Raw genomic sequence first — 25,067 nt, 5'->3', positions numbered from 1 at the left:
CCGCCGGCGGCCGGCGGACTCAGCCGCTCCACCGGCGCAGTTCGTCGGCGATGGCCCGGACGTCCGCCTCGCCGTCCTTGACCAGCCGGGCCAGATCCCGGACCTGTTCGGGCGAGGTGACCACCTTCAGACCGCTGGCGACGAGATACCCGTAGGCGACGGCCGAGGCGAACAGGGCGTTGGAGTGCTCCAGGGCGGGGATGTGAAGGAGGAGCTGGAGCAGGGCGGCGGCGCGGTCGTGCGGTTCGCCGTAGATGGGCACGCCGAAGATCTCGGCGTCGTGCCGGCCGACGGCGGCGACGAGGGCGCCCCAGTCGGTGACCTGGGGATCGCCGGGGGTCTGGTGCTCGGCGACCATGAGGAGCCAGGAGAGGTCGACGGTCAGACTCATGCGCGGACGCCACGCTCCGGCGCGCGAAGGCACGGGGCGGGCCTGGGGCCGCCCACGGCGACCAGGACGTCGGCGGACGGCAGCCGCACGCCCCCGGGGCCGACGGACGCGTTCACCGCGCACCCCGGCCGTGCTCCGCGCCGAACTCCTCGGCGAACACGGCCTCGTACTGCTTCATGAAGTCGGCCGCCGCCTCCACGAAGGCACGTCCGGCCTCGCCCGCGTCCTGCTGGACGAGTTCCTCGATGTAGCGGTTGACGCTCACTCCGCGCTGTCGCGCCCGTCGCCGGGCCGCCTCGGCGGTCGTCTCGTCCACGCGTACGTTCAGCTGGGTCTTGGCCACACGTCCACGCTAGCGCCGCTTCGCTAGCACCGACAAGAGGAGCCGCCACGGGGGGGCGCCCGCCCGCATGGCGAAACGGGATCGACGGCCTCCGGCCGGCGATGGTGGGATGCGCACCATGAACGACCTACGTATCCGGGCCGCCTCCCCCGCCGATCTCGATGCCGTGCTGGCCTTCTGGAAGGTCGCCGCCGAGGGCACCAGCATCAGCGACGACCGTGACGGGATCGAGCGGCTCGTCGCCCGCGACCCCGAGGCGCTGATCCTCGCCGAGCGCGGCGGCGAACTGGCCGGCACGGTCATCGCCGGTTTCGACGGCTGGCGCTGTCATCTCTACCGGCTCGCCGTCCACCCCGGGCACCGCCGCCAGGGTGTCGGGGGCGCGCTGCTCGCGGCGGCCGAGGAGCGTTTCGTACGGCTCGGGGGGCGGCGGGCGGACGCGATGGTGCTGAACCACAACGAGCTGGGGCAGCGTGCCTGGCGGGCGGCTGGGTACGAGCCGGAGGAGCGGTGGAGGCGCTGGGTCAAGCCACTGCCGCCCGTACCCGCCGTGGACGACGCGGACGACGCGGACGACGCGTCCTGACCCGGGCGAACGAGCCGCCGTGGCCGGCCGGGCCGGTCCACGAGGGTGATCACCCGATCGCTTTGCTCGTCCTTTACCATAGGTGTTTCTTTCCCGACGACCGAAAGGTGTGAGCGTCCGCCCATGGGCGAGCCTCCCAGTAGCAGCCTGCGCCACGACCCACATCGAGCGCCCCGTACGTCCCTGACCGACCATGGGACGGAGGTGAACCGATGATCGAAGTGCTTCTTCTCGTGGTGGCGCTGCTGCTCTCGCTCGCGTGCGGCGCCTTCGTCGCGGCCGAGTTCTCGCTGACCACGGTCGAGCGCGGCGAGCTGGAAGCGGCCGTCGAGCGGGGAGAGCGGGGGGCCGCGAGCGCGCTCAAGGCCGTCAAGACGCTCACCTTCCAGCTCTCCGGCGCGCAGCTCGGCATCACCGTCACCAACCTGGTCGTCGGCATGCTCGCCGAGCCCTCGATCGCCAAGCTGATCCGCGGGCCGATGGAGGGCATCGGCCTCGCCCCCTCGATCGCCTCGTCGGTCGCCCTGGTCATCGGCACCGCCCTGTCGACCGTCGTCCTGATGGTCGTCGGCGAGCTGGTCCCCAAGAACTGGGCCATCTCCTCGCCGCTGGCGATCGCGAAGCGGGTGGCCACCCCGCAGCGGGTCTTCACCGCCGCGTTCAAGCCGCTGATCAGCCATCTCAACAACACCGCGAACCGGATCCTGCGCCGGATCGGGATGGAGCCGGCCGAGGAGCTGGCCTCCGCGCGTTCCCCGCAGGAGCTGGTGGCGCTGGCCCGCCACTCCGCCCGCGAGGGCGCGCTGGAGCCGGACACCGCCGAGCTGTTCGTACGGACCCTCAACCTGGCCGAGCTGACGGCGGAGAACGTGATGACGCCGCGGGTCCAGGTCACCGCCCTGGAGGTGCAGGCCACCGCCGAGGACGTCGCCAACGCGACGCGCGCGACCGGTCTGTCCCGCTTCCCCGTGTACCGGGGGAACCTCGACTCCGTGGTCGGGATCGCCCACATCAAGGACGTCCTGGCGATACCGGCCGGCGAGCGGCGCCTGCGCCGGATCGGGGACATGTTGCGCGAGCCGCTGCTCGTCCCGGAGACCCTGACCGTGGACCGGCTGCTCGACCAGCTCTCGGGCCGGCAGACGATGGCCGTCGTCATCGACGAGTACGGCGGTACGGCCGGCGTCGCCACGCTCGAGGACATCATGGAGGAGGTCGTCGGCGAGGTGCGCGACGAGCACGACCCGCACGAGACCCCGGATCTGGCGCCGGCGGGCGTGGACGCGGACGGACGCGACCTCTGGTCCGCCGACGGCGCGGCCCGTACGGACCAGCTGGAGGCGATCGGCCTGCGTGTCCCGGACGGCCCCTACGAGACGCTGGCGGGAGTCCTCGCCACCGAGCTGGGCCGGATCCCGGCGGTCGGTGACCAGGTGGAGCTGGCCGACTGGAGGCTCGACGTGGTGGACGCCTCCGGGCGCCGGGCGGCGCGCGTGCTGATGCACGCACCGCGCGACGACGGCTCCGACGAGACCGGGGAGGCGGGCCGATGACCGCCATCCAGCTGCTGATCGGCCTTCTGACCCTGGTCGTGAACGCCTTCTTCGTCGGCGCGGAGTTCGCCCTGATCTCCGTACGCCGCAGTCAGATCGAGCCGGAGGCGGAGGCCGGGAACCGGCGGGCCCGCAGCGTCATCTGGGGTCTGGAGCACGTCTCGGCGCTGCTCGCCGCGGCGCAGCTCGGCATCACGCTGTGCACCCTGGTGCTCGGCATCGTCGCCGAGCCGGCCATCGCGCATCTGCTCGAGCCGGTCTTCGACGCGGCCGGTGTGCCGCACGGCCTCGTGCACCCGATCTCGTTCGTGATCGCGCTGTCCGTGGCGACCTATCTGCACATGCTGCTCGGCGAGATGGTCCCGAAGAACATCGCGCTGGCGGAACCGACGCGTTCCGCGCTGCTCCTCGGCCCGCCGCTGGTCGCCCTCGCCCGGGCGCTGCGCCCGGTGATCTTCACGATCAACGCCTTCGCCAACGCCCTGCTCAAGCTGTTGCGGGTGGAGACGAGGGACGAGGTCTCGGCGACGTTCTCGGACGACGAGCTGGCCCGGATGGTGACGGACTCGGGCGTCGCCGGCCTGCTGGACGACCGTGCGGCCGAGCGGCTGCACGACGCCCTGGAGCTGGGGCGCCGTCCGGTGCGGGATGTCGTCATGCCGCTGGAGAAGGTCGTGTACGCGGCGGTGGGCACGACACCCGAGGCGCTGGAGGCGCTCTCGGCGGAGTCGGGCTTCTCCCGCTTCCCGGTGGTCGACTCGGGCCGCCGGATCCTCGGCTACCTCCATGTGAAGGACGCCTTGGACGCGGCGCCGCGCGACCTGCCGTTCCCGGTCGCGTCGATGCGGCCGATCGCCCGGGTGCGGGCGGCGACGCCGATGGACGATGTCCTGACGGCGATGCGCCGCAGTCGCACGCATCTGGCGGCTGTCCTGGACGAGGACGGCAAGCTGGCCGGCCTCGTCACGATGGAGGACGTGCTGCGGGAGCTGGTGGGCCGGCCGACGGCGCAGTGACTCCAACCCGCCGGGAGCCCCGGGGCGCGTTCCACGCGCCCCGGGGCTCCGCCGTGTCACAGGGAGGGTCGCCGCGCGCAGGGCGTCGGGGCGCGGGCGGTCGCCGGAGTGGGTGTGGCGCGGGACTCCACTCCCGGCCTCCGGCGGATTCCCGCTCCCATACCGCACGGTATGATCGCTCCGCCATGGAGATGAATGCCACCTACACCAGTCTTGTCACCGTCGGGGACAGCTTCACCGAGGGCATGTCGGACCGGCTGCCCGACGGCACGTACCGGGGCTGGGCGGACCTCCTCGCGGCCCGGCTGGCCGCGCGTACGCCCGATTTCCGGTACGCGAATCTCGCCGTACGCGGAAAGCTCATCGGCCAGATCGTCGAGGAGCAGGTGGACCTGGCCGCCGCGATGAAGGCGGACGTGGTGACCCTGGTCGGCGGCCTGAACGACACCCTGCGGCCCAAGTGCGACATGGGGCGGGTGCGCGGGCTGCTGACCGAGGCGGTCGAGCGGCTGGCACCCTCCTGCGGGCAGCTGGTCCTGATGCGCAGCCCCGGTCGCCAGGGCCCGGTCATGGAGCGGTTCCGGCCGCGCATGGAGGAGCTCTTCGGGTACGTCGACGAGCTCGCCGCCCGGCACGGCGCCCTGGTGGTCGACCTGTACGGGGCGCCCGCGCTCGGCGACCCGCGCCTGTGGGACGTGGACCGGCTCCATCTGACCGGGGAGGGGCACCGGCGGGTGGCCGAGGCCGTGTGGCAGGCACTCGGCATGGACCCCGAGGACGACTGGCGGGCACCGCTGCCGGTGGCCGTGCGCCCGGGGTGGATGACCCGGCGCGTCGTGGACGCCCGCTTCGCCAGGGAACACCTCGGCCCCTGGATCGGCCGCCGCCTGACCGGCCGCTCCTCCGGCGACGGCCGGCCGGCCAAGCGGCCCGAACTCCTGCCGTACGAGCCGCCGGTGGCGTGAGCCGGCCCCGGGCCTCGTCGCGACGACGCCGGTGCGGCGTGCGGGCGGCCGACGTGACCGGGGTCTCGTAGCAAGAGACAAACCCGGGCATGGCGCTGGCCTGCAGAAACCGCCAGTAGAATCTGGTCACGTGACTGCTGTGACTGCGAAGCCCCGCATCCCCAATGTCCTGGCCGGCCGCTACGCCTCCGCGGAGCTCGCCGTCCTCTGGTCCCCCGAGCAGAAGGTGAAGCTGGAGCGTCAGCTGTGGCTCGCCGTACTGCGTGCCCAGAAGGACCTCGGGATCGAGGTTCCGGACGCGGCCCTCGCCGACTACGAGCGCGTGCTCGACCAGGTCGACCTCGCCTCCATCGCCGAGCGCGAGAAGGTCACCCGGCACGACGTGAAGGCCCGGATCGAGGAGTTCAACGCCCTCGCCGGTCACGAGCACGTCCACAAGGGCATGACCTCCCGTGACCTCACCGAGAACGTCGAGCAGCTGCAGATCCGGCTCTCGCTGGAGCTGATGCGCGACCGCACCGTCGCCGTCCTGGCCCGCCTCGGCAAGCTCGCCGGCGAATACGCCGAGCTGGTCATGGCCGGCCGCTCCCACAACGTCGCCGCCCAGGCCACCACCCTCGGCAAGCGTTTCGCGACCGCCGCCGACGAGCTGCTCGTCGCCTACGGCCGTCTCGAGGACCTCCTCGGCCGCTACCCGCTGCGCGGCATCAAGGGCCCGGTCGGCACCGCCCAGGACATGCTCGACCTGCTCGGCGGCGACGCGGCCAAGCTGGCGGAGCTGGAGCAGCGCATCGCCGGACACCTCGGCTTCGCGCACGCCTTCACCTCGGTCGGCCAGGTCTACCCGCGCTCGCTCGACTACGACGTGGTCACCGCGCTCGTGCAGCTGGCCGCCGCGCCCTCGTCGGTCGCCAAGACGATCCGTCTGATGGCGGGCCACGAGCTGGTCACCGAGGGCTTCAAGCCCGGCCAGGTCGGCTCCTCCGCGATGCCGCACAAGATGAACACCCGCTCCTGCGAGCGCGTCAACGGTCTGATGGTCATCCTGCGCGGCTACGCGTCGATGACCGGCGAGCTGGCGGGCGACCAGTGGAACGAGGGCGACGTCTCCTGCTCGGTGGTCCGCCGGGTGGCGCTGCCGGACGCGTTCTTCGCCTTCGACGGTCTGCTCGAGACCTTCCTGACCGTGCTCGACGAGTTCGGCGCCTTCCCGGCCGTCGTCGCCCGCGAACTGGACCGCTACCTCCCCTTCCTGGCCACGACCAAGGTCCTCATGGGCGCCGTGCGCGCCGGAGTGGGCCGCGAGGTCGCCCACGAGGCCATCAAGGAGAACGCCGTCGCCTCCGCGCTCGCCATGCGTGAGCAGGGCGCCGAACGCAACGAGCTCCTGGACAAGCTGGCCGCCGACGAGCGGATCCCGCTCGACCGGGCGCGGCTCGACGCGCTGATGGCCGACAAGCTGTCCTTCACCGGTGCCGCCGCCGACCAGGTGGGCGCCGTGGTCTCCCGTATCGAGGAGATCGTCAAGCAGCACCCGGAGGCCGCCGGGTACACCCCCGGGTCGATCCTCTGACCGGGTTCACCCCGCGGGAGCTCGAGGCCGCTCGCGACCGCGTCGTCCCCGACGTGGCCGCGAGCGGCCTTTCCGTACTCTTCTGCGGGATCAACCCGGGTCTGATGTCCGCGGCGGCGGGCCATCACTTCGCGCGCCCGGGCAACCGGTTCTGGCCGGTGCTCCATCGGTCGGGCTTCACCCCGCGCCAGTTGAAGCCGTCGGAGCAGGAGGAACTGCTGTCGTACGGCCTCGGGATCACGAACGTGGTGGCACGGGCGAGCGCGCGGGCCGACGAGCTGACCGAGGAGGAGTTCCGGGAGGGCGGCCGACTGCTGACCGAGCGGGTGGAGCGGCTGCGTCCGCGCTGGCTGGCGGTCGTCGGCATCACCGCGTACCGGACGGCTTTCGGGGAGCGCAAGGCGCTCATCGGGCCGCAGGAGCGGATGATCGGTGACACCCGGGTCTGGGCGCTGCCCAATCCGAGCGGACTCAACGCCCACTGGACGGCGGAGTCGATGGCGGAGGAGTTCGCCCGGCTGCGGGTGGCCGCGGGGGTGCCCGACCGGCGTACGGAGGATGCGTAGGGACCATGCCCGGGGTCGGCGCACGGAGGATGCGCAGGACCGTGCCCGGGTGCAGGTCTCCGGCTCAGGGCGGGTCCACCTCGGTGTGGCAGGCGACGAGCCGGAACTCGGCCTCGCCCCACCGCGCGAGCCCCAGCGCGACCCATCGGTCCCCGACCCGCCAGAGCTGGATGTCGGCCACGGAGGTGCAGAGCAGGTCCCAGGGGCGGGGTATCGCCTCTCCCTCGCCGTGCCGGGCGAGCATCGAGGAGAGGCCGACGAGCGCCGGCGGTCCCCAGCGGCCGGCGAGGGCCAGGGCGAGCGCCTCACGTTCGGCCTCCGCCTGCTCCTCGGACGGGCCGCCGACGGCTAACTCCGCGAGGTGGTAACCCTCCTGGGGGAACGCGCGGGCGCGCAGCAGGTCGAGGACGGCGAGGTGCTGTGCGAGCGTCATGGGTCCAGTAAAGTTCCGGGGTCTGACAGCTGGTACTCCGTCAGGCTTCCGTGGCCGCCCCGGCGGGCGCGGGCGGCGCTCGCCGCCCTCCGGTCCATTGAGTAACATCCGGCAGACATGCGCACGAGCTGGAAGGACACACGGTGGGGCGGCTGACCGGCGGGGATCCGTCGCTGCTGCGGCGGATCAATTCCGCGGTGGTACTCCATGCTCTGCGGGGCGCCGACGCGCTCACGCTGACCGATCTCACCCGGGTCACGGGCCTGTCGCGGCCGACGGTCGAGGGTGTGGTCGAAGGGCTCATCGTGGGCGGGCTCGTCGTCGAGGTGGCGCCCGAGGAGGGTGAGGCGAGGCGCCAGGGGCGGCCGGCCCGGAGGTTCCGCTTCCGTGCGGAGGCGGGGCATCTGCTCGGCATCGAGATCGGCCCGCACCGGGTGGCGGCGCTGCTCTCCGGCCTGGACGGCCGGATCATCGGCGCCGGGGCCCGGGAGGTCTCGGAGACGGCACCGGAGGACGAGCGCCTGGAGCGGGTCCGTACGGTCGTCGCCGACGTCCTGCGCAGGGCCGGGGTTCCCCGGTCCAGTCTGCGGGCTGTCGGTGTCGGGACGCCCGGGATCGTGGAGGCGGACGGCACGGTGCGGCTCGGCACCGCGCTGCCGGGCTGGACCGGTCTCGCGCTCGGCGAGCGGCTGCGGCGTTCCTTCCGCTGCCCGGTGCTGGTGGAGAACGACGCGAACGCGGCCGCGGTGGCGGAGCACTGGAAGGGCGCGGCGACCGACTCCGACGACATCGTCTTCGTCCTGGCGGGGCTGAGCCCGGGGGCGGGTTCGCTGATCGGCGGGCGGCTGCACCGCGGGTACGGCGGGGCGGCCGGGGAGATCGGGGCGCTGCATCTGCTGGGCCGGGGGGTCACGCCCGAGCATCTGCTCTCGACCACGGACGAGCCGCTGCATCCCCTGGACGAGCAGGCGGTCGCCGAGGTCTTCACCCTGGCGCGCGGCGGCGACGCCCGCGCGCGGGCCGCGGTGGAACGCTTCACGCAGCGCCTGGTCCACGACGTGGCGGCGCTGGTCCTGGCCCTCGATCCGGAGCTGGTGGTGATCGGCGGCTGGGCGGCGGGCCTGGACGGTGTCCTGCAGCCGCTGCGGGACGAACTCGCGCGTTTCTGTCTGCGGCCGCCACGGGTGGTCCTGTCGATGCTGGGCGACTCGGCGGTCGGCACCGGGGCGCTGCGGCTGGCCCTCGACCACGTGGAGGAACAGCTGTTCGCGGTGGAGCGGACGGTGACGGCCCGCCGCTGAGCGGCCGGACGACCGTGCGCGGTCGAGGCCGGGGCTGAGCGGAAGGGACCGCGCCGGGCCTGAACGGCGGCGAGCCCGTGAGACGCGCCGTCGGTGCGGCGTTCCTCACGGGCTCGGATCGTCGAAGGGGCGGGGCCCGTCAGGAGGCCATCACCAGGTCGCCCGAATCGCCGAAGGTGAGCCGGCAGGTGTCGGCGCGGTAGGTGGCGACGGAGACGGCGGCGGTGCGGCCCTCGGAGAGATAGCGGGTCGTCACGACGAGGACGGGGGCGCCGGGCAGGCGGTCCAGCTCCTTGGCGTCGTCGGCGCGGGCGGAGCCCAGCTCCACGGCGCGGTCCTGGCCGTCCAGGGCGAGGCGCTGGAGTTCGCGCAGCACACCGCGGGCGCGGGCGGGACCGGTCGCGGCGGCACCGGTCGCGCCGAGTCCGGGGACCGAGCCGGACGGCACGTACAACAACTCGGCCGCGACGGGCTGCCCGTGCGTGGCGCGCAGCCGGCGCACGACGTGCACCTGCTCGTCGGGCTCGATGTCCAGGAGTCGTGCCACGGCCGGGGGCGCCGCGGCGACGGCGCAGTCGACGGACTGCCAGGTCTCCTCGGTGACGCCGGGCCAGGTGTGCTGGGTGGTGGAGACGTCCACGCCCACGCGGGGCGGGGCGACGGTCGTACCGACACCGCGGCGGCGCTGCAGGCGGCCCTCCAGCTCCAGCTGTTCCAGGGCCTGCCGGAGCGTGGCACGGGCGACGCCGAAGCGCGCGGCCAGATCCCGCTCGTTGGGCAGGATCTCCCCGACCGCGAAGTCGGAGTCGAGCGCTTCGCTGATCACGGTCTTCAGGTGCCAGTACTTGGGCTCCGGCACCGATTCCAGCTGCGTGGTCCCCACCCTGATCCTCCGCACATTCGCCGTGTCCCGCGGCGGTTTTCCGCGCCCTTGTTTATTAAAGGTTCCTGCACTAACTCTGCGACCATAAAGCGGCACACCCCCTTGGTCAAGACCAATCCTGCGTCGGATGCTCAGGAATCGGAGCCTCCGGCATGGATCGTTCACACGACGTTCGCGCCCCCGTGAGCCGCCGCCTCCGTGAGCCGCCGCCTCGGGAAGCCACTGTCTCGGGGAGCCGCGCACAGCACAGTGCCCCGCCTCGGGGCGCCGAGGCGGGGCACTGGATGTCGGCGGCCGGTCAGTCGACGGTCAGGCCGCCCAGCTTGTCGGGGTTGCGGACGATGTAGACGCACTGGACGCGTCCGTCACGTACCTCGATCTGGAAGAGAGAGTCCGGCGTGCCGTCGGCCAGGCTGAGCAGGGCGGGCGCACCGTTGACCTCCACGAAGCGGAACTCGTAGAGCTCCTCGGTGCCCTGCGCCACGGCGGAGAGGAAGCGGCCGACCTTGTCGGCGCTCTCCATGATCCGCAGCGGCGCCTTGGCCTTGCCGCCGCTGTCGCCGACCAGGCGTACGTCCGGGGCGAGGAGCGTGAGGAGCTGTTCGAGGTCGCCGCCGGCCGCGGCCGCGAGGAAGCGTTCGGTGAGGTCGCGCCGCTCGGCCGGATCGACGTCGTACCGCGGCCTGCGCTCGTCGACATGGCGGCGGGCCCGCGCCGCGAGCTGTCGGACGGCGGCCTCGGAACGGTCGAGCGTGGTCGCGATCTCCGCGAAGGGGAAGCCGAAGGCCTCGCGCAGCACGAAGACCGCGCGCTCCAGGGGCGAGAGGGATTCCAGGACGACGAGCACGGCGAGGGAGACGGAGTCGGCGAGCATGGCGCGCTCGGCGGTGTCGGGAACGGCCGGGCCGAAGTCGGTGACCACGGGTTCGGGCAGCCAGGGTCCTACGTAGGACTCGCGGCGCGCCCGCACCTGGCGGAGCCGGTCGAGGGCGAGCCGGGTGGTGACGCGTACGAGATAGGCGCGCGGTTCGCGGACGTCCGAGCGGTCCGCGGCCGACCAGCGCAGCCACGCCTCCTGGACCACGTCCTCGGCGTCGGCGACGCGGCCGAGCATGCGGTAGGCCACGCCGGTGAGCATCGGCCGGTGCTCTTGGAAAACGTCGGTCGTCGTCTCGGTCGCCACTCCCCCATCCCAGCCGACCGGGCCGGTCCTGTCCAGTTCCGTCCGCGCCCTTGAACTCCGCGCTACCCGTCGGTAATTCTTGCTGACAGGGCGTCTAAAAGGTGCCGACGACAGGGAGCAGGCGCATGTCCGCACAGATCTCGTTCACGATTCCGTCTCCCGGGGGTCCCCGCACGGTCTCTATGACGTACGAACGCAGGGGTGCGGGCGAGCCGTTGCTGCTGCTCCACGGCATCGGTCACCACTGGCAGGCGTGGGAGCCGGTCCTCGACGTCCTCGCGGCCGAGCGCGATGTCGTCGCCGTCGACCTGCCGGGTTTCGGCGCCTCCCCCGCGCTTCCGGAGGGATGCGCGTACGACCTGTCGACCGTCGTGCCGGTCCTCGGCGCGTTCTGTGAGGCTCTCGGCATCGATCGGCCGCACGTCGCGGGGAACTCGCTGGGCGGGCTCCTGTCGCTGCGGCTCGGCCGGGAGAAGCTGGTGCGTTCGGTGACCGCCCTCTCCCCGGCCGGTTTCTGGTCGGAGCGCGAGCGGCTGTACGCGTTCGGGACACTGCGCGCGATGCGGGTCGCCGCGCTGGCGATGCCGGTGCCGGTGATCGAGCGCCTCTCCCGCACCGCGGCCGGGCGGACCGCCCTCACCAGCACCATCTACGCACGACCCGGGCGCCGTTCACCGCAGGCGGTGGTCGCCGAGACGCTCGCCCTGCGCGAGGCCACCGGATTCCGCCGCACACTGGAGGCCGGCCGGGCCGTGGTGTTCGACGACGACGTGCCCGCCGTGCCCGTCACCATCGCGTGGGGAACCCGCGACCGGCTGCTGCTGCGCCGGCAGGGCGTCCGGGCCAAGCGCACCGTGCCCGGCGCCCGGCTCGTCCGGCTTCCGGGCTGCGGTCATGTGCCCATGAACGACGACCCGGCTCTTGTCGCGCGGGTGATCCTGGACGGCAGCCGCTGACCGCCCCGCGCGCGTGAACAGCCCCGTCCCGAGGACCGCTCCGGCGCCCACCAGCACGCTGCCGACGGCCTGCGGAAGGCCGAAGCCACCGGTCGAGACCAGGACGGCGGTCAGGGCGGCGGCCACCGGAATGGCACCGGTGTAGAGGGTGGCCCGCTCCATACCGATCCGCTGGGCCCCCATGTAGAACAGGACGAAACCGACGACCGTGGCCAGGACGGCCTGCCACACCAGGGCCCCCGTCTCCACGGCCGTCGGCATCCGCAGGAACGCGCCGCCGTCCACGACGAGACCGAGCAGGGCCGATTCCGCGGCCGCGATCGCGCAGACGACGGCCGTGAGCAGCTTCGGGCCGAGCGGCCGCAGCACCGGCACGGCGAGGACGGTGAAGCCGACCTCGCCCGCCAGGGCTCCCACGGAGTAGAGGAGGCCGGCCAGGTCGGTACGGCCCCAGCCCTGCACGGTGAAGGCCCCGGCGGCCACGAGCAGCGCCCCGAGGAGAACCGGGCGGGTGGGCCTGCGCCCGTCGAGGAGCGGGACGAGCACGGCCACCACGACCGGGGCGCAGCCCACCAGGACACCGGGGACGGCCGGTTCGGCGGTGCGTTCCGCCGCGAGGACCGCGAGGTTGAAGCCGACCATGCCGACGGCCGCGAGCAGGGCGAGACGGACCCAGTGGCGGCCGGTCAGCCCACGGAGCGGGGCGAGACCGCCGGAGCCGAGGAGGGGCAGCAGGAGCAGACAGGCGGCGCCGTAGCGCAGGGCCTGGCCACCCGCGTACGGATAGTCGCCGAGGAGGCTGTTGGCGGTGAAGGAGGCGCCGACGAGGGCGTAGGCGAGGGTCACGAGGAGCGCCCCGCGCAGGGAGTTCGCGTTCATGGTCCCGACGTTAGGAAGCGGCGCGGTCCGGTTTAAGGTCCACTTCCATGACGACATCGGGGACCACTTCCCGTACCGCGCCGGACCCCGGCTCCCCCACGGAGGGCGCGCATCCCGCCTGGGAGCTGCTGCTTCCCGCGGTGGCCGCCCCGGCCCGGCGGCGCGGCCGGGCGCTGCGGGAGGCCCTGCGCGAGGCGGTGCGCGCCGGCCGGCTGACGCCGGGGACCCGGCTGCCGTCCAGCCGTGACCTGGCGGCCGACCTCGGTGTCTCGCGGGGCCTGGTGACCGAGGCGTACGAACAGCTCACCGCCGAGGGCTACCTCCGCAGCGACCGGGGCTCGGGCACATGGGTGGGCGAGGCGGTGCGGGCGGCCGCCGCGCAGGGAGCGCGGGACCTCGCGCCGCGCGCGCCGGGCGTCGGGGCCGGCACGGTCGACTTCCGCCCGGGAACGCCGGACCTCTCGCTCTTCCCCCGGTCCGCGTGGGCGGCGGCGCACCGCTCCGTACTGTCCCGGCTGCCCCACCGGTCGCTCGGGTATCCCGACCCGCGAGGGCTGCCGGAGTTGCGGACCGCGCTGGCCGGGATGCTGGCGCGGCGGCGCGGGGTGGTGGCCGATCCGGAGCGTCTGGTCGTCTGCTCGGGGGTGGCGCAGGCGTCGACGCTGCTCGGCTTCGTCCTGCGGGCGCGCGGACAGCGGACGGTCGGCATCGAGGACCCGGGCAGCCCGGAGCACGGGCGGCTGTTCGCCTCCACCGGTATGGACACGGTGTGGCTGCCGATGGACGAGGAGGGGCTGATGCCCGGTCCGCTCGCCGCGTCGGGGCTGCGTGCGGTGGTGACGACGCCCTCGCACCAGTTCCCCTCCGGGATCGCGTACTCGCCGGCCCGCAGGGCGGAACTGCTCGACTGGGCGCGGACCGTGGACGGCTGGATCCTGGAGGACGACTACGACGGGGACTTCCGCTACGACCGGGCGCCGGTCGGCGCGCTCCAGGGCCTCGACCCGGAACGCGTCGTGTACACCGGCTCGGTGAGCAAGTCCCTCGCTCCGGGGCTGCGGCTCGGCTGGATGCTGGTGCCGGAGGGCATGGTGGCGGACATCGTGGAGCGCAAGCGGACGATGGACCTCGGCAACCCCGCCCTGGACCAGGCGCTGCTGGCCGAGTTCGTGACGAGCGGCGCCTACGACCGGCAGCTGCGCCGCTGCCAGCGGGCGTACCGGGAGCGGCGGGACGCCCTGGTGGCGGCCCTTGAGGAGCACTTCCCCGGCACCCGGGTGAGCGGGATCGCCGCCGGACTGCACATCATCGCGCGCGTGCCGGGGCGTTACGGGCCGACCTCGCTCTTCCTGGAGCGTGCGGCGTCCGCCGGGGTGGTCCTGCGGCCGCTGGAGGAGTACGGAACGGCCCGCCCGGCTGACGGCGCCGTCCGGCTCGTCATCGGATACGCCCATCTGGCGCCGTCCGAGATCGCGCGCGGGGTCGGCCTGGCCGCGCGGGCCCGTGAGGCGGTGGGGGCGACGGGAGCGGCGGGCGCCGGCTGAGCCGGGGGGCCGGCCGGGGAGAGGGCCGGCTTCGGTTTGTTCACGCGGGGTTCGTGTCCGCGCCGCACCCGTCGCTTAGGCATGGGGCGGCACAACGCACCCACCCGGCCCAGGCTTTGGAGGCCCCTCGATGTCACACCGCACCCCCGGTCCGTCCCCCGCCCGCCGCAGTGTGCTGCGCGGCTCGCTGGCCGCCTCCGCGGCGCTCACCCTGGGCGGGGCCGCGTCGGCCCCGGCACTGGCCCTGTCGGGGCGGCCCCGGGCCGCGTGGGGCGTGCAGACCGGGGACGTCACCGCCTCCTCCGGTCTGGTGTGGGTCCGGTCGGACCGGCCCGCCCGCGTGATCGTGGAGACCGCGGCGAGCGAATCGTTCCGCCGCGGCCACCGCCACTACGGGCCCCTCCTGGGTGCGGGCAGCGACTTCACCGGGACGACCGCGCTGCGCGGCCTGCCCGCCGGTGAGCAGATCCACTACCGCGTCACCCTCGAGGACCCGGACGACCCGCGGCGTACGGGCGAGCCGGTCGTCGGCACCTTCCGTACGGCTCCGGCCCGCCGACGCGACGGCGTGCGCTTCGTGTGGTCGGGGGACATCGCCGGGCAGGGATGGGGGATCAACCCCGAGATCGGCGGCTTCCGGGCGTACGAGGAGATGCGCCGGCTGGACCCGGACTTCTTCCTGTGCAGCGGGGACACCATCTACGCCGACGGGCCCCTCCAGCCGAGCGTGACGCTGCCGGACGGCCGGATCTGGCGGAACGTCACCACACCGGAGAAGTCGAAGGTCGCCGAGACGCTGGACGAGTACCGCGGCAACTTCCGCTACAACCTCCTCGACCACAACGTGCGCGCCTTCAACGCGCAGGTGCCGTCGATCGTGCAGTGGGACGACCACGAGGTCCGCAACAACTGGTATCCCGGCCAGATCCTGGACGACCCGCGCTACACGGAGAAGGACGTGGACGTGCTCGCGGCCCGTGCCTCGCGCGCGTTCGGCGAGTACTTCCCGGTCTCCACGCTCCACGCGCGCGGTGGCGACGCGGACGGCCGGATGCACCGCGTGGTGCGGTACGGGCCGCTGCTCGACGTGTTCGTGCTCGACATGCGCTCGTACCGCAACGCCAACTCGCCCGGCCGGCAGGCGGACGACACGACCGGCATCCTGGGCGAGGCCCAGCTCGCCTGGCTCAAGCGGGAGCTGAGCCGTTCGCGGGCCGTGTGGAAGGTCCTCGCGGCGGACATGCCGCTCGGCCTGGTCGTCCCGGACGGCGCGGCGAACATCGAGGCGATCGCCCAGGGGGACCCGGGCGCCCCGCTCGGCCGGGAGCTGCAGATCGCGGAGTTGCTGCGGTTCGTCAAGCACCGGAGGATCACCGGCACGCTGTGGCTGACCGCCGATGTGCACTACACCTCGGCGCAGCACTACGCGCCGGAGCGGGCGGCCTTCCAGGACTTCGCGCCGTTCTGGGAGTTCGTCTCCGGGCCGCTGGCGGCGGGCGGCTTCCCGGCCAACAAGCTGGACGCCACCTTCGGCCCGGAACGGGTCTTCGTCCGGGCGCCGGAGCGGGCGAACGTCTCGCCGATGGAGAGCCCGCAGTACTTCGGCGAGGTCGACATCGACGGTGGCAGCGGTGAACTGACGGTCAGGCTCCGTGCGGAGGGCGGGACGGTGCTGTTCAGCAAGGTGCTGCAGCCGGGCCGCGTGGGGCAGTGACGCCCGGGTGACGGCCGAGGAGGTGCGGCGGGCGGGCGGGGACGACGGCGTCGAGGCCGATTGTCAGTGGTGGGTCCTAACGTCTTTCGCATGACGCGATCCGTACAGGCGCTCGCCTACGCACGCCCCTCCGCCCTGGGTTCCTCGGGAGCCGGCCGGCGGCTCGGTCTCGAGACCTCCGGAGGGCTGACGCCCGCCGGTGCCGAGGCCCATCCCCGCTTCTTCTCCGGTTTCCTGACGTTTCCTCAGGTCGCGGCGCGCGGTCTGCTCGCGGTCGCGGACGTGGCGGCGGCCCGCTATCACCAGCGGATACGGCCGGGCTCGCTCGACCCGGTCGTGACGGGGAACGGCGACCGGCTGCGGTTCGAGTCGTTCTCCGGGTGCGGCGGGGTGTACGCCCGGCTGGACGTGCTGAGCGAGGGTCTCGACGGCGCCGAGACCGGTCACGGCACCACCAACGTCGACGTCAACAACCCGCTGCGCGAGGCGCTGTCCCGGATGACGGGGGACGATCCGCTCCATCTCCGTGTGGGTCCCGAGGAGCTGGCGGTGACCACGCTCGAGGGCGCGGTCGTGGAGAAGAAGGTGCCGCTGCCGGACCGCTGGCTGCGGGGTTTCGCCGAGGCGCAGGTCGCCTCCGCCGGGTTCGACCTGCGGGCCGAGCTCACCGGCGCGGAGGCCGTCCGGTTCCTCCGCTCGCTGCCCCGTTCGCAGGGGCGGGGCCGGGGCCCCTTGTGGGTCGTCCAGTCCGGCAGGACGCTGCGGCCGACGACCCGGCCGGTCGCGGGCGCGGTCTGTCTGCCCGGGCCCGACCGGCTGGTGGCCCTGGAGCGGGTGCTGCGGCACGCGACGGCGCTGCGGGTGTACGGGCCGGTGCCGGACGGGGCCGCGACGGCGAGCGCCTGGGAGCTCACGCTCCCGGGGATGCGGCTGACGCTCACCCTCTCGCCGGACGCCGCGCGGGGCTTCTCCGGCGAGGGCGGCGTCCTGGAGGCGCTCGCCACACCGGAGGCGGAGCGGGACGCGGAGCTGGTGTCGGTCCTGCTGGCCTGGGAGCCGCGCATCGATCCGGCCGAGCTGGCCGCGGAGTCGGGACTCACGGTGGACCGGGTGCGCGCCGCCCTGACCCGCCTCGGCACGGCGGGGCGCGTGGGGTACGACGTGGCGGACGCGGCCTACTTCCACCGGGAGCTGCCGTACGACGCCGACCGCGCCGAGCGGCACAATCCCCGGCTGGTGACCGCCCGCGCCCTGGTCGCCGAGGACGCGGTGGTGCTCGACGGCGCGCTCGCGACGGTCACCTCGGGCGAGCGGCGGTATCAGGTGCGCGAGTCGGGTGGCGCGCTGAGCTGCACCTGCCAGTGGTGGGCGGACTACCGGGGCCGGCGCGGGCCGTGCAAACACGCGCTGGCGGTGCGGATGGTCAGGCGGGGCGGCGGCGTCGCCGGAGGCGTGCGATGACGGGGATCACGGGAGTGGGCGTGGAGATCACGCGGCTGTTGGACGCGGTCCGCGAGGGGCGGGCCGAGGACGTTCCCGGACTGCTGAATCCCCTGGACGCGGCCGCGCGCAAGGCCGCGCTGGTGGAGCTGAAGGCCCTGCGGACCGAGGTGCGCGGCTGGGGATGGGACCGCTGGTCCGAGGCGGGCCGGATCCAGCGGACGTTGCGGGTCGCGGGCGCCGGGTGTCACACGGGAGCGGCGGCGGCCGCCGCCTGGATCGGGGGCCGCGACCTGATGGACTGGGGGTCGCGCGACGGTTCCCTGGTCATCGGGGTGCTCGGCGACCGGGATCCGGCCTGGCTCGCCGATGTGGCGCAGCGGCTGGCCGAGCGGCCCGCCGTGGTGGAGAGCGATTACGGCCTCGTCCACGATCTCGTCGTGCTCTCCGGCTGTCCGGTGCCCAGGACGGACTCCTATGTCGTCGGCTGGACGCGGCAGGTGGTCGGCTCGGGCCTCCTCGACCGGCTGCGCACGGACCCGCGGACACCGGTGCTGGTCCCCCGCTTCTTCGAGATCGCCGAGACTCCGGATCCGCTCACCTGGTGGACCGAGCCGAAGAGTTCCGGCCACTGGCCCACGGCGCTCGCCACACTCACCCGTGAGGGGCTGCTGGATCGGGACGCCATGATCGAGGGCTGCGTCGCGCGGCTCCTGCGCGGTGGCCGGCTCCGCGATCTCCGCTTTCCGCTCGCCCTGCTCCAGACCCTCGGGCCGACGAGGAAGGAGCGGATCGGCCGGATCGCCGATTGGACCGGGATGGCGGCCGACGCGCCGTCACCGGTCGCGGGCTATGCACAGGAGATCCTCGCGGAGCTCGCGACGGAGGGCGTGCTGTCCGTCGAGGGTCTGGCCGAGATGTCGGGCCCGGTGCTCTTCCGTACCGAGAAGAAGCTGGTGCGGGCGCAGTTGACGCTCCTCGGCAAGGTCCTGAAGCGGGACCCGGGCGCGGCGGCCGCCCTCCTGCCGGTCGTGGCGGACGCGTTCGGGCACGCGGACAACACCGTCCAGGAGCGGGCGCTGAAGCTGGTGGGCCGCCACCTCCACTCGGTCGACGAGCGGGTGCGGCTGGAACTGGCGGGGGCGGCCGAGCTGTTGGGCCCCGGGCACCGGCAGGTGGCCGAGGAGCTGTTCGGTGGCTTTCTGGTCGGCGGCGTCGACGACACTCCGTACGAGGAGATCCTGCCGCCCGTCCCCGCACTGCGCCCGGTGGCGCCCCCGGCGGAGACGGTGGCCGAGCTGGTCGAGGATCTGGTGGCCCTGTCCAAGGGGCGCACGAGCGCGCCGGAGGAGTTCGAACGGGCGTTGGACGGCCTGGTCCGGCACGCACACCGGGACCGGGCGGCTCTGGTGGAGGCGGTGGCGACGGCCTTCGCCGACGCCCACTGGATGGGCAGGCACGACAAAGGCCTCCGGACGAACCACTTCGCGCACACCACGCACGGCATCGAGGTGGTGCTCGCCGCCCTGCTGGGCAGGGTGCGGCAGTCGTTCATCCGCGACGGCCTGGTGCGCCGGCATGGCTCCACGTCCTGTGTGCACCACACGCTCGCCGGGGTCGTCGACGCCCGGCTGTGGGAGACGGCCCATCGGATCGGCAGCTCCCGGCTGCCGTTCCTGCTCGCCGCGCCCACCTGGCACACCGGCGCGATCGACCCGGTGGTCCTGGTCGAGCGGCTGCGTGGCTACCGGGACTCGGGTGTCGAACCGGCGCCCGTTGACCTCGCGCAGGCGCTGCTTCGCGTCCGGAAGGGCGACCCTTCGGCTCCGCGGGCGGCCGCCGAGGCGGCGGCCCTCGGCACCCGCGCCGGTGCGCGGCTGAAGGACTGGCTGGCGACGGACGAGTCGCTGGCCCCCGGCGTCCGCTTCCTCACCCGGAGGTCCGGCGCGACGAGCGGGAGGTGGTGGATGGCCGACCGCATCGTGCTCGAGATCCGCGAGCGGCGGGCCCTGCGGCAGGACTTTCCGCCCGCCTTCCAGTGGCTGGGTGCTCCGCTCACCGAGACCTCGGAGCGATGTCACTACTGGACCGGGGAACGTCAGAACTGGACGAGCGTCCTTCCCGACGACCGAGAGACCCTGGCGGCCTGGCTGCTGCCGTCGCTGGCGGGCGGTGCCCAGTGGGACCAGCGCGGGGCGAACTGGGGGCTGACCGCGCTCGCCGAGTGCGAGGGCCCGGTGGGTCCGGCCGTTCATCTCGCGCTCGCCATCGCCCTGGGGGCGCGGCACGCGGAGGACCGGCTGACCGCCGTGGACACGTTCCTCGTGCTCGCCGCGCGGGGTGATCTGGACCAGCCGCGCCTGGGCGCCACCCTGGCCGGGCTCGTCGCCGAGGGGACGCTCAAGCCCAACCGGCTCGCGGACGCGTGCCGTACGGCCGCCGCCACGGGCGCGTACGCCACGACGTGGAGTGTCCTCGCGGGCGCGCTGCCGACGCTGCTCGCGGCGGAGAAGCCGGTGCGCGGTCTCGGCGAGCTCCTGGACGTGGCCGCCGAGTGTGCGGAACGCTGCGGCGCGAAGGCGGAGATACCGGGGCTCGACACCGTGGCGGCGCGGCGCGGTTCCTCGCAGCTCGTCGTCCAGGCGAAGCGTCTGCGGAAGGCGCTCCAGTGACTCGGTGACTCGGTGACTCGGTGACTCGGTGACAGGACCTCACCACGGGCCGATCAGTTCCGCCCACAAGTGGTTGAAAACAGTCACTAAACCCCCAGATCAGCGCTTAACCCGTCAGTCACAAAGCGTTCGTGATCACGCAACACCGCTGGGTCACAGTGAGGTCATGACTGATGTGACTTCCGCGAAGAGCGCCCGCCGTCCGCACCACTGGCGGCGGGACCTCATCGAACTGGCCGCCCTCTTCACGGCCGTGGTGGTGGCGGACACCGTCGCCAAGACCGTCGTCCGCGGCGCCGAGGGTCCGTACATGCTGGTGTTCTCGGCGATCGCGCTGATCGCCACCGCCACGTTCCACACATGGTGGGCACGGCGTCACAGCCATGCGCCGCCCGCCACCGATCCCGGCGGCGGGTCCGCGCCGCCGTCACGGGCCGACGGTGGAACTCCGGAACGCGACGAGGCCGCCGAGCCCGTCGCGACCGTGCTGTGGCGGATGCGGACCACGGTCCGCGACACCCCCGGCAGCCTCGCCGCGCTGTGCACGGCGCTGGCCCGGCACGGAGTGGACATCCTGACCCTGCAGACCCACCCGCTCGCCGAGGGCACGGTCGACGAGTTCCTGCTGCGCGCACCGGCCACGCTCCAGGCCGGCCACCTCACGCGCGAGATCGCCGCGGCGGGTGGCAGCGGCACCTGGATCGAACGAGCCGACGCCCACGACCTGGTGGACACCCCCACCCGGCTGCTCGGCCTCGCGACCCGTACCGCCCTGGACGCGGCCGAACTGCCCCTGGCGCTCCGACAGCTCCTCGGCCGCTGCACCATCCACTCACTGCCGGCCGTCTCCCTGACCGGCCGCCCCACCGGTGAGAGCGCCCCTGTCGAGGGCGTCCTCGAAGAGACGGTGATGCGGCTGCGCGACCCGGGCGGCGGGGCGATCACCATCGAGCGGCCGTATCTGCCGTTCACCCCGACCGAGTTCGCCCGCGCCCGCGCGCTCGTGGAGCTCGACGCCCGGCTCGGCCCGCGCGTGCCGCGCAGCCAGGACGTGCTCACCCTGCCCGAGGGCAACGAGATCACCGTCCGCCGCGCCGACCAGCGCGACCTGGTCGCGGCGCGCGCGATGCACGACCGCTGCTCCGAGCGCACCCTGAGCCTGCGCTACCACGGTCCGGTGAGCGACGCCGACCGCTATCTCACCCATCTCCTCAGCCCCCGCTTCGGCCGTACGCTCGCCGTGCAGACGGCCTCGGGCCGTCTCGTCGCCCTCGGCCATCTGCTCTGGGACGGCGACGAGACGGAGGTCGCCCTGATGGTCGAGGACGACTGGCAGCGTCGCGGTATCGGCTCCGAACTGCTCGGCCGACTGGTCGCGATGGCCGTCGAGGCGGGCTGCGAGAGCGTCTACGCCGTCACGCAGTCCTCCAACACCGGGATGGTCGCCGCCATGCGGGCGCTGAACCTGCCCCTCGACTATCAGATCGAGGAGGGGACGCTCGTCATCACCGCCCGGCTGGCCGCGACTCCGGAACGGAGCCGCCCGCCGCACGAGGAGCTCCAGGGCGGGACGTATCGGCAGGCGGAGCGCTGAGGGCCTGGGTCAGGTCCCGCCACAGGTCCTCGACGTCCTCCAGACCGACCGACATCCGCAGCAGCCGGTCGCTGACGCCCGCCGAGCGCCGGTCTCCCTCGGCCACGATCCGGTGGCTGATGGAGGCCGGGTGCTGGATCAGGGTGTCGACGCTGCCGAGACTGACGGCCGGCGTGATCAGCCGTACCCCGGCGATCACGTCGTGCGGGTCTCCGTACACCTCGAAGGAGACCATCGCGCCGCCCACCTTCGGATAGTGGACACGGGCGACGCGCGGGTCGGCGGCGAGCCGCCGGACCAGCTCCGCGGCCGTCGCCGATGCCGCCCGCACCCGTACCGGAAGGGTGGAGAGCCCGCGCAGCAGCAGATAGCCGGCCAGCGGGTGGAGCACACCGCCGGTCGCGAATCGCACCTGGCGCAGCGCGCGGGCGAACTCCTCGTCGCAGGCCACGACGCCGCCCATGACGTCGCCGTGTCCGCCCAGGTACTTGGTCGCGCTGTGCAGCACGATCCGCGCCCCGTGCTCGGCCGGCCGCTGGAGCACCGGGGTGGCGAAGGTGTTGTCCACCAGCAGCGGCACCGAGCCGCAGGCGTGGGCGACGGCCCGGATGTCCACCTCGGCCAGCGTCGGATTGGCCGGCGTCTCCACCATCACCAGACCGGTGTCCGGACGGATCGCCTCCGCGATGCCCGCCGGGTCGGTCCAGGTCACCTCCGTGCCGAGCAGGCCCGCGTTCAGCAGATGGTCGCTGCAGCCGTACAACGGCCGGACGGCGACCACATGGCGCAGACCGAGGCTCGCCCGGACCAGCAGGACGGCGGTGAGGGCCGCCATGCCACTGGCGAAGGCCACCGCGGAGTCGGTCCCCTCCAGGCGGGCGAGGGCCTCCTCGAAGCGCGCGGTGGTGGGGTTGTCGAGGCGCGCGTAGACGGGCGGGCCGTCCAGCCGGGCCCCGGTGGTCGCGAAGTCGTCGATCCGCGCGGCCTCGGCCCGGGTGTCGTACGACGGGTAGGTGGTCGACAGATCGAGCGGCGGGGCATGCAGGCCGAGCCCGGCGAGGTCCTCGCGGCCGGCGTGCACGGCTTCGGTGGCCAGAGCCCTGGGGGTGGTCGAGGCGTCGTAGTCCATGGGCGGAACTGTGAACGGATACCGGAGGGTAGGGGAGAAACACCGTGTTACGTTCGCCGCATGGCCGATTCTGTCGTACTGGACGCGGTCGATCTGCACATTCTTCGCCTCCTGCAGAACGACGCACGGACCACCTACCGCGAGCTCGCCGCCGAGGTCGGGGTGGCACCCTCCACCTGCCTGGACCGGGTCGCCAGGCTGCGCCGCACCGGAGTGATCCTGGGGCACCAGCTCCGATTGGATCCGGCCAAACTCGGCCGCGGCCTCGAAGCGCTTCTCCTCGTCCAGGTACGTCCGCACCGGCGGGAACTGATCGGTCCGTTCGTCGACCGGATTCGCGCGCTACCGGAGTCCCGGGCGCTGTTCCATCTCACCGGACCCGACGACTATCTGGTGCACGTGGCCGTCGCCGACCCCGCCGACCTGCAACGACTCGTCCTGGACGAGTTCACGTCGCGCCGCGAGGTGGCCCGTGTCGAGACCCGGCTGATCTTCCAGCAGTGGGAGTGCGGACCGCTCCTGCCGCCGTCCCCGAGCGCTCATTTGTCAGCCGACTGAGATCGATTGAGGATGACGCGAGGCCCGTGGAGAGACGAGGATGAGCCTCATGCCAGAGACTTCCAGCACCGCGCTGCCCCGCCAGGTCGCCGACACCTACGTCGACGCACTCATCGCACTCGACCCGATCACCGGTACATACCTGGGAGTCAAAGAGAGTGCCGGCCTCCTGCCCGACTTCTCGCCCGCGGGACAGGAGGCGGTGGCCCGACTCGCCCGCCGCACCCTGGAACTGCTCGACGAGGCCGAGCGGCGGCCGGGCGCGGACACCGATGCCGAGCGCCGCTGCGGACGGCTGCTGCGGGAGCGTCTGACGGCCGAACTCGCCGTCCACGACGCCGACGAGGGTCTGTGCACGGTCAGCAACATGCGCTCGCCCGCGCACAGTGTGCGCATGGTCTTCACCGTGATGCCGACGGAGACCGCGGAGGACTGGAAGGCCGTCGCCCAGCGACTGCGCGCGGTGCCGGCGGCGCTGGAGGGCTACCGCGCCTCGCTCCAACTGGGCCTGGAGCGCAAGCTCCTGGGCGGCCCGCGGCCGACCGCCACCTTCGTCGACCAGTTGACCGAGTGGTCGGGGGCGGACTCCGCGAGCCCCGGCTGGTTCGAGGAGTTCGCCGCCTCCAGGCCCGATTCCCTCGATCCGGAGCTGCGTACCGAACTCGCCGCCGCCGGCCGGATCGCCAACGAGGCCGTCGTGTCCCTGCGGGACTGGATGCGCGACGTCTACGCCCCCGCGGTCGCCGGCGCTCCCGACACGGTGGGCCGCGAGCGCTACCAGCGCTGGTCGCGGTATTTCAACGGCACCGACCTGGACCTGGATCAGGCGTACGCGTACGGCTGGTCCGAATACCACCGTCTCCTGGCCGAGATGAGGTCCGAGGCGGAGCGCATCCTTCCCGGCTCCGGCCCGTGGGAGGCGCTCGCGCACCTGGATGTCCACGGCACCCACATCGAGGGCGTCGAGGAGGTCCGCGTCTGGCTGCAGAACCTGATGGACGAGGCGATCGAGGCGCTCGACGGCACCCATTTCGAACTCGCGGAGAGAGTACGGAAGGTGGAGTCCCGGATCGCCCCGCCGGGCAGCGCCGCCGCCCCGTACTACACCGGCCCCTCGGAGGACTTCTCGCGCCCCGGCCGCACCTGGCTGCCGGTCGACGGCGAGACCCGCTTCCCCGTCTACGACCTGGTGTCGACCTGGTACCACGAGGGCGTCCCCGGCCATCATCTGCAGATCGCCCAGTGGGTGCACGTCGCCGACCAGCTCTCCCGCTACCAGGCGACGATCGGCGGGGTCAGCGCCAACGCGGAGGGCTGGGCGCTCTACGCGGAGCGGCTCATGGACGAGCTGGGCTTCCTGCCGGACGCCGAGCGTCGGCTGGGCTACCTGGACGCCCAGATGATGCGGGCCTGCCGGGTGATCGTCGACATCGGCATGCACCTGCGGCTGGAGATCCCGGCGGACTCGCCGTTCCACCCGGGCGAGCGGTGGACGCCGGAGCTCGCGCAGGAGTTCTTCCAGCAGCACAGCAGCCGCCCGCCGTCGTTCGTCGAGAGCGAGATGACGCGCTATCTGTCGATGCCGGGCCAGGCGATCGGCTACAAGCTGGGCGAGCGGGCGTGGCTGCTGGGCCGGGCCAACGCGATGGCCGCACACGGCGACGCGTTCGACGCGAAGGCGTGGCACATGGCGGCGCTGTCGCAGGGGCCGCTGGGTCTGGACGACCTGGTGGACGAGATCTCGCGTCTCTGACGCTGGAGACGGACAGGAGCGGCGGCGCCGGGCGG

Annotated in this window: 21 protein-coding genes and 1 pseudogene; 15 read left to right on the top strand and 7 right to left on the bottom strand. The window is 73.2% G+C overall.

The window, feature by feature from the left end; genetic code table 11:
- Positions 1–19 precede the first annotated feature (19 nt).
- Entirely contained in the window at positions 20–391 is a 372-nt protein-coding gene (locus ABZY12_RS03115; RefSeq protein ID WP_356886506.1) for a fic family toxin-antitoxin system, toxin component, read from the bottom strand.
- Positions 392–503: 112 nt separating this feature from the next.
- Entirely contained in the window at positions 504–734 is a 231-nt protein-coding gene (locus ABZY12_RS03110) for an antitoxin (RefSeq protein WP_356886504.1), read from the bottom strand.
- A gap of 118 nt (positions 735–852) precedes the next feature.
- On the opposite strand from ABZY12_RS03110, the gene ABZY12_RS03105 reads away from it, so the two are divergent.
- The 6 genes from ABZY12_RS03105 to mug all read left to right on the top strand — a co-directional run bounded on the left by ABZY12_RS03105 (position 853) and on the right by mug (position 6,993).
- On the top strand, positions 853–1,320 hold the full coding sequence (locus ABZY12_RS03105) for a GNAT family N-acetyltransferase (RefSeq protein WP_356886502.1): 468 nt from the start codon (positions 853–855) through the stop codon (positions 1,318–1,320).
- Positions 1,321–1,532: 212 nt separating this feature from the next.
- Positions 1,533–2,873 (top strand): hemolysin family protein, encoded by a 1,341-nt coding sequence (locus ABZY12_RS03100; protein WP_356886500.1) that lies wholly within the window; start codon positions 1,533–1,535, stop codon positions 2,871–2,873.
- Entirely contained in the window at positions 2,870–3,889 is a 1,020-nt protein-coding gene (locus ABZY12_RS03095; RefSeq protein WP_356886498.1) for a hemolysin family protein, read from the top strand. Before ABZY12_RS03100 ends, ABZY12_RS03095 begins: the two co-directional genes overlap by 4 nt.
- Positions 3,890–4,074: 185 nt before the next feature.
- Positions 4,075–4,854, top strand: a complete 780-nt coding sequence (locus tag ABZY12_RS03090) for an SGNH/GDSL hydrolase family protein (protein ID WP_356886496.1) — start codon at positions 4,075–4,077, stop codon at positions 4,852–4,854.
- A 130-nt stretch (positions 4,855–4,984) separates the two neighbouring features.
- Positions 4,985–6,427 carry an adenylosuccinate lyase gene (purB, locus tag ABZY12_RS03085; protein WP_356886494.1) on the top strand — a complete coding sequence of 481 codons (1,443 nt, stop codon included), beginning with the start codon at positions 4,985–4,987 and terminating at the stop codon, positions 6,425–6,427.
- Complete coding sequence (gene mug, locus ABZY12_RS03080) at positions 6,424–6,993, top strand: G/U mismatch-specific DNA glycosylase (RefSeq protein ID WP_356886974.1); 570 nt, start codon at positions 6,424–6,426, stop codon at positions 6,991–6,993. The genes purB and mug overlap by 4 nt, the downstream gene beginning before the upstream one ends.
- A 64-nt stretch (positions 6,994–7,057) precedes the next feature.
- Here mug and ABZY12_RS03075 read toward each other — a convergent pair whose 3' ends face one another.
- Positions 7,058–7,426, bottom strand: a complete 369-nt coding sequence (locus tag ABZY12_RS03075) for a hypothetical protein (protein ID WP_356886492.1) — start codon at positions 7,424–7,426, stop codon at positions 7,058–7,060.
- A gap of 143 nt (positions 7,427–7,569) precedes the next feature.
- Between ABZY12_RS03075 and ABZY12_RS03070 the strand changes: the two genes are divergently transcribed.
- On the top strand, positions 7,570–8,727 hold the full coding sequence (locus tag ABZY12_RS03070; RefSeq protein ID WP_356886490.1) for an ROK family transcriptional regulator: 1,158 nt from the start codon (positions 7,570–7,572) through the stop codon (positions 8,725–8,727).
- Positions 8,728–8,866: 139 nt separating this feature from the next.
- On the opposite strand, the gene ABZY12_RS03065 is transcribed toward ABZY12_RS03070, so the two are convergent.
- A complete protein-coding gene (locus ABZY12_RS03065) occupies positions 8,867–9,610 on the bottom strand; it encodes a GntR family transcriptional regulator (protein WP_356886488.1) in 744 nt (247 codons plus the stop codon).
- A 298-nt stretch (positions 9,611–9,908) separates the two neighbouring features.
- A complete protein-coding gene (gene sigJ, locus ABZY12_RS03060; RefSeq protein WP_356886486.1) occupies positions 9,909–10,793 on the bottom strand; it encodes an RNA polymerase sigma factor SigJ in 885 nt (294 codons plus the stop codon).
- Between the two features lie 125 nt (positions 10,794–10,918).
- On the opposite strand from sigJ, the gene ABZY12_RS03055 reads away from it, so the two are divergent.
- Complete coding sequence (locus ABZY12_RS03055) at positions 10,919–11,749, top strand: alpha/beta fold hydrolase (RefSeq protein ID WP_356886484.1); 831 nt, start codon at positions 10,919–10,921, stop codon at positions 11,747–11,749.
- Positions 11,750–11,791: 42 nt separating this feature from the next.
- On the opposite strand, the pseudogene ABZY12_RS03050 reads toward ABZY12_RS03055, so the two are convergent.
- Positions 11,792–12,628 (bottom strand): annotated as a pseudogene (locus ABZY12_RS03050) (DMT family transporter); the annotation flags it as partial.
- A 47-nt stretch (positions 12,629–12,675) separates the two neighbouring features.
- On the opposite strand from ABZY12_RS03050, the gene ABZY12_RS03045 reads away from it, so the two are divergent.
- The 5 genes from ABZY12_RS03045 (at position 12,676) to ABZY12_RS03025 (ending at position 21,592) form a co-directional block, all read left to right on the top strand.
- Positions 12,676–14,172, top strand: coding sequence for a PLP-dependent aminotransferase family protein (locus ABZY12_RS03045; protein ID WP_356886482.1), 1,497 nt, complete (start codon positions 12,676–12,678; stop codon positions 14,170–14,172).
- A gap of 130 nt (positions 14,173–14,302) precedes the next feature.
- Positions 14,303–15,886, top strand: a complete 1,584-nt coding sequence (locus ABZY12_RS03040) for an alkaline phosphatase D family protein (protein WP_356886480.1) — start codon at positions 14,303–14,305, stop codon at positions 15,884–15,886.
- Positions 15,887–15,976: 90 nt separating this feature from the next.
- Positions 15,977–17,347: an SWIM zinc finger family protein gene (locus tag ABZY12_RS03035; RefSeq protein ID WP_356886478.1), complete on the top strand. Its 1,371-nt coding sequence runs from the start codon at positions 15,977–15,979 to the stop codon at positions 17,345–17,347.
- Entirely contained in the window at positions 17,344–19,998 is a 2,655-nt protein-coding gene (locus ABZY12_RS03030) for a DUF6493 family protein (RefSeq protein ID WP_356886476.1), read from the top strand. Before ABZY12_RS03035 ends, ABZY12_RS03030 begins: the two co-directional genes overlap by 4 nt.
- Positions 19,999–20,164: 166 nt before the next feature.
- The gene (locus ABZY12_RS03025; RefSeq protein WP_356886474.1) at positions 20,165–21,592 is read left to right on the top strand and encodes a GNAT family N-acetyltransferase; all 1,428 of its coding nucleotides are present in this window, start codon (positions 20,165–20,167) and stop codon (positions 21,590–21,592) included.
- Here ABZY12_RS03025 and ABZY12_RS03020 read toward each other — a convergent pair.
- Positions 21,504–22,721, bottom strand: coding sequence for a PLP-dependent transferase (locus ABZY12_RS03020; RefSeq protein ID WP_356886472.1), 1,218 nt, complete (start codon positions 22,719–22,721; stop codon positions 21,504–21,506). The two genes, ABZY12_RS03025 and ABZY12_RS03020, sit on opposite strands and share 89 nt — an antisense overlap.
- Positions 22,722–22,781: 60 nt before the next feature.
- On the opposite strand from ABZY12_RS03020, the gene ABZY12_RS03015 reads away from it, so the two are divergent.
- Complete coding sequence (locus ABZY12_RS03015) at positions 22,782–23,279, top strand: Lrp/AsnC family transcriptional regulator (RefSeq protein WP_356886470.1); 498 nt, start codon at positions 22,782–22,784, stop codon at positions 23,277–23,279.
- 49 nt (positions 23,280–23,328) lie between these two features.
- Positions 23,329–25,032, top strand: a complete 1,704-nt coding sequence (locus tag ABZY12_RS03010) for a DUF885 domain-containing protein (protein WP_356886468.1) — start codon at positions 23,329–23,331, stop codon at positions 25,030–25,032.
- The last annotated feature ends 35 nt before the right edge of the window (positions 25,033–25,067 follow it).

It is taken from the genome of Streptomyces sp. NPDC006551 (genome assembly GCF_040611675.1).
Taxonomy (GTDB): domain Bacteria; phylum Actinomycetota; class Actinomycetes; order Streptomycetales; family Streptomycetaceae; genus Streptomyces.
The sequence above is the reverse complement of the archived record's forward strand: the minus strand, read 5'-3'. Positions and strand labels throughout refer to the sequence as shown.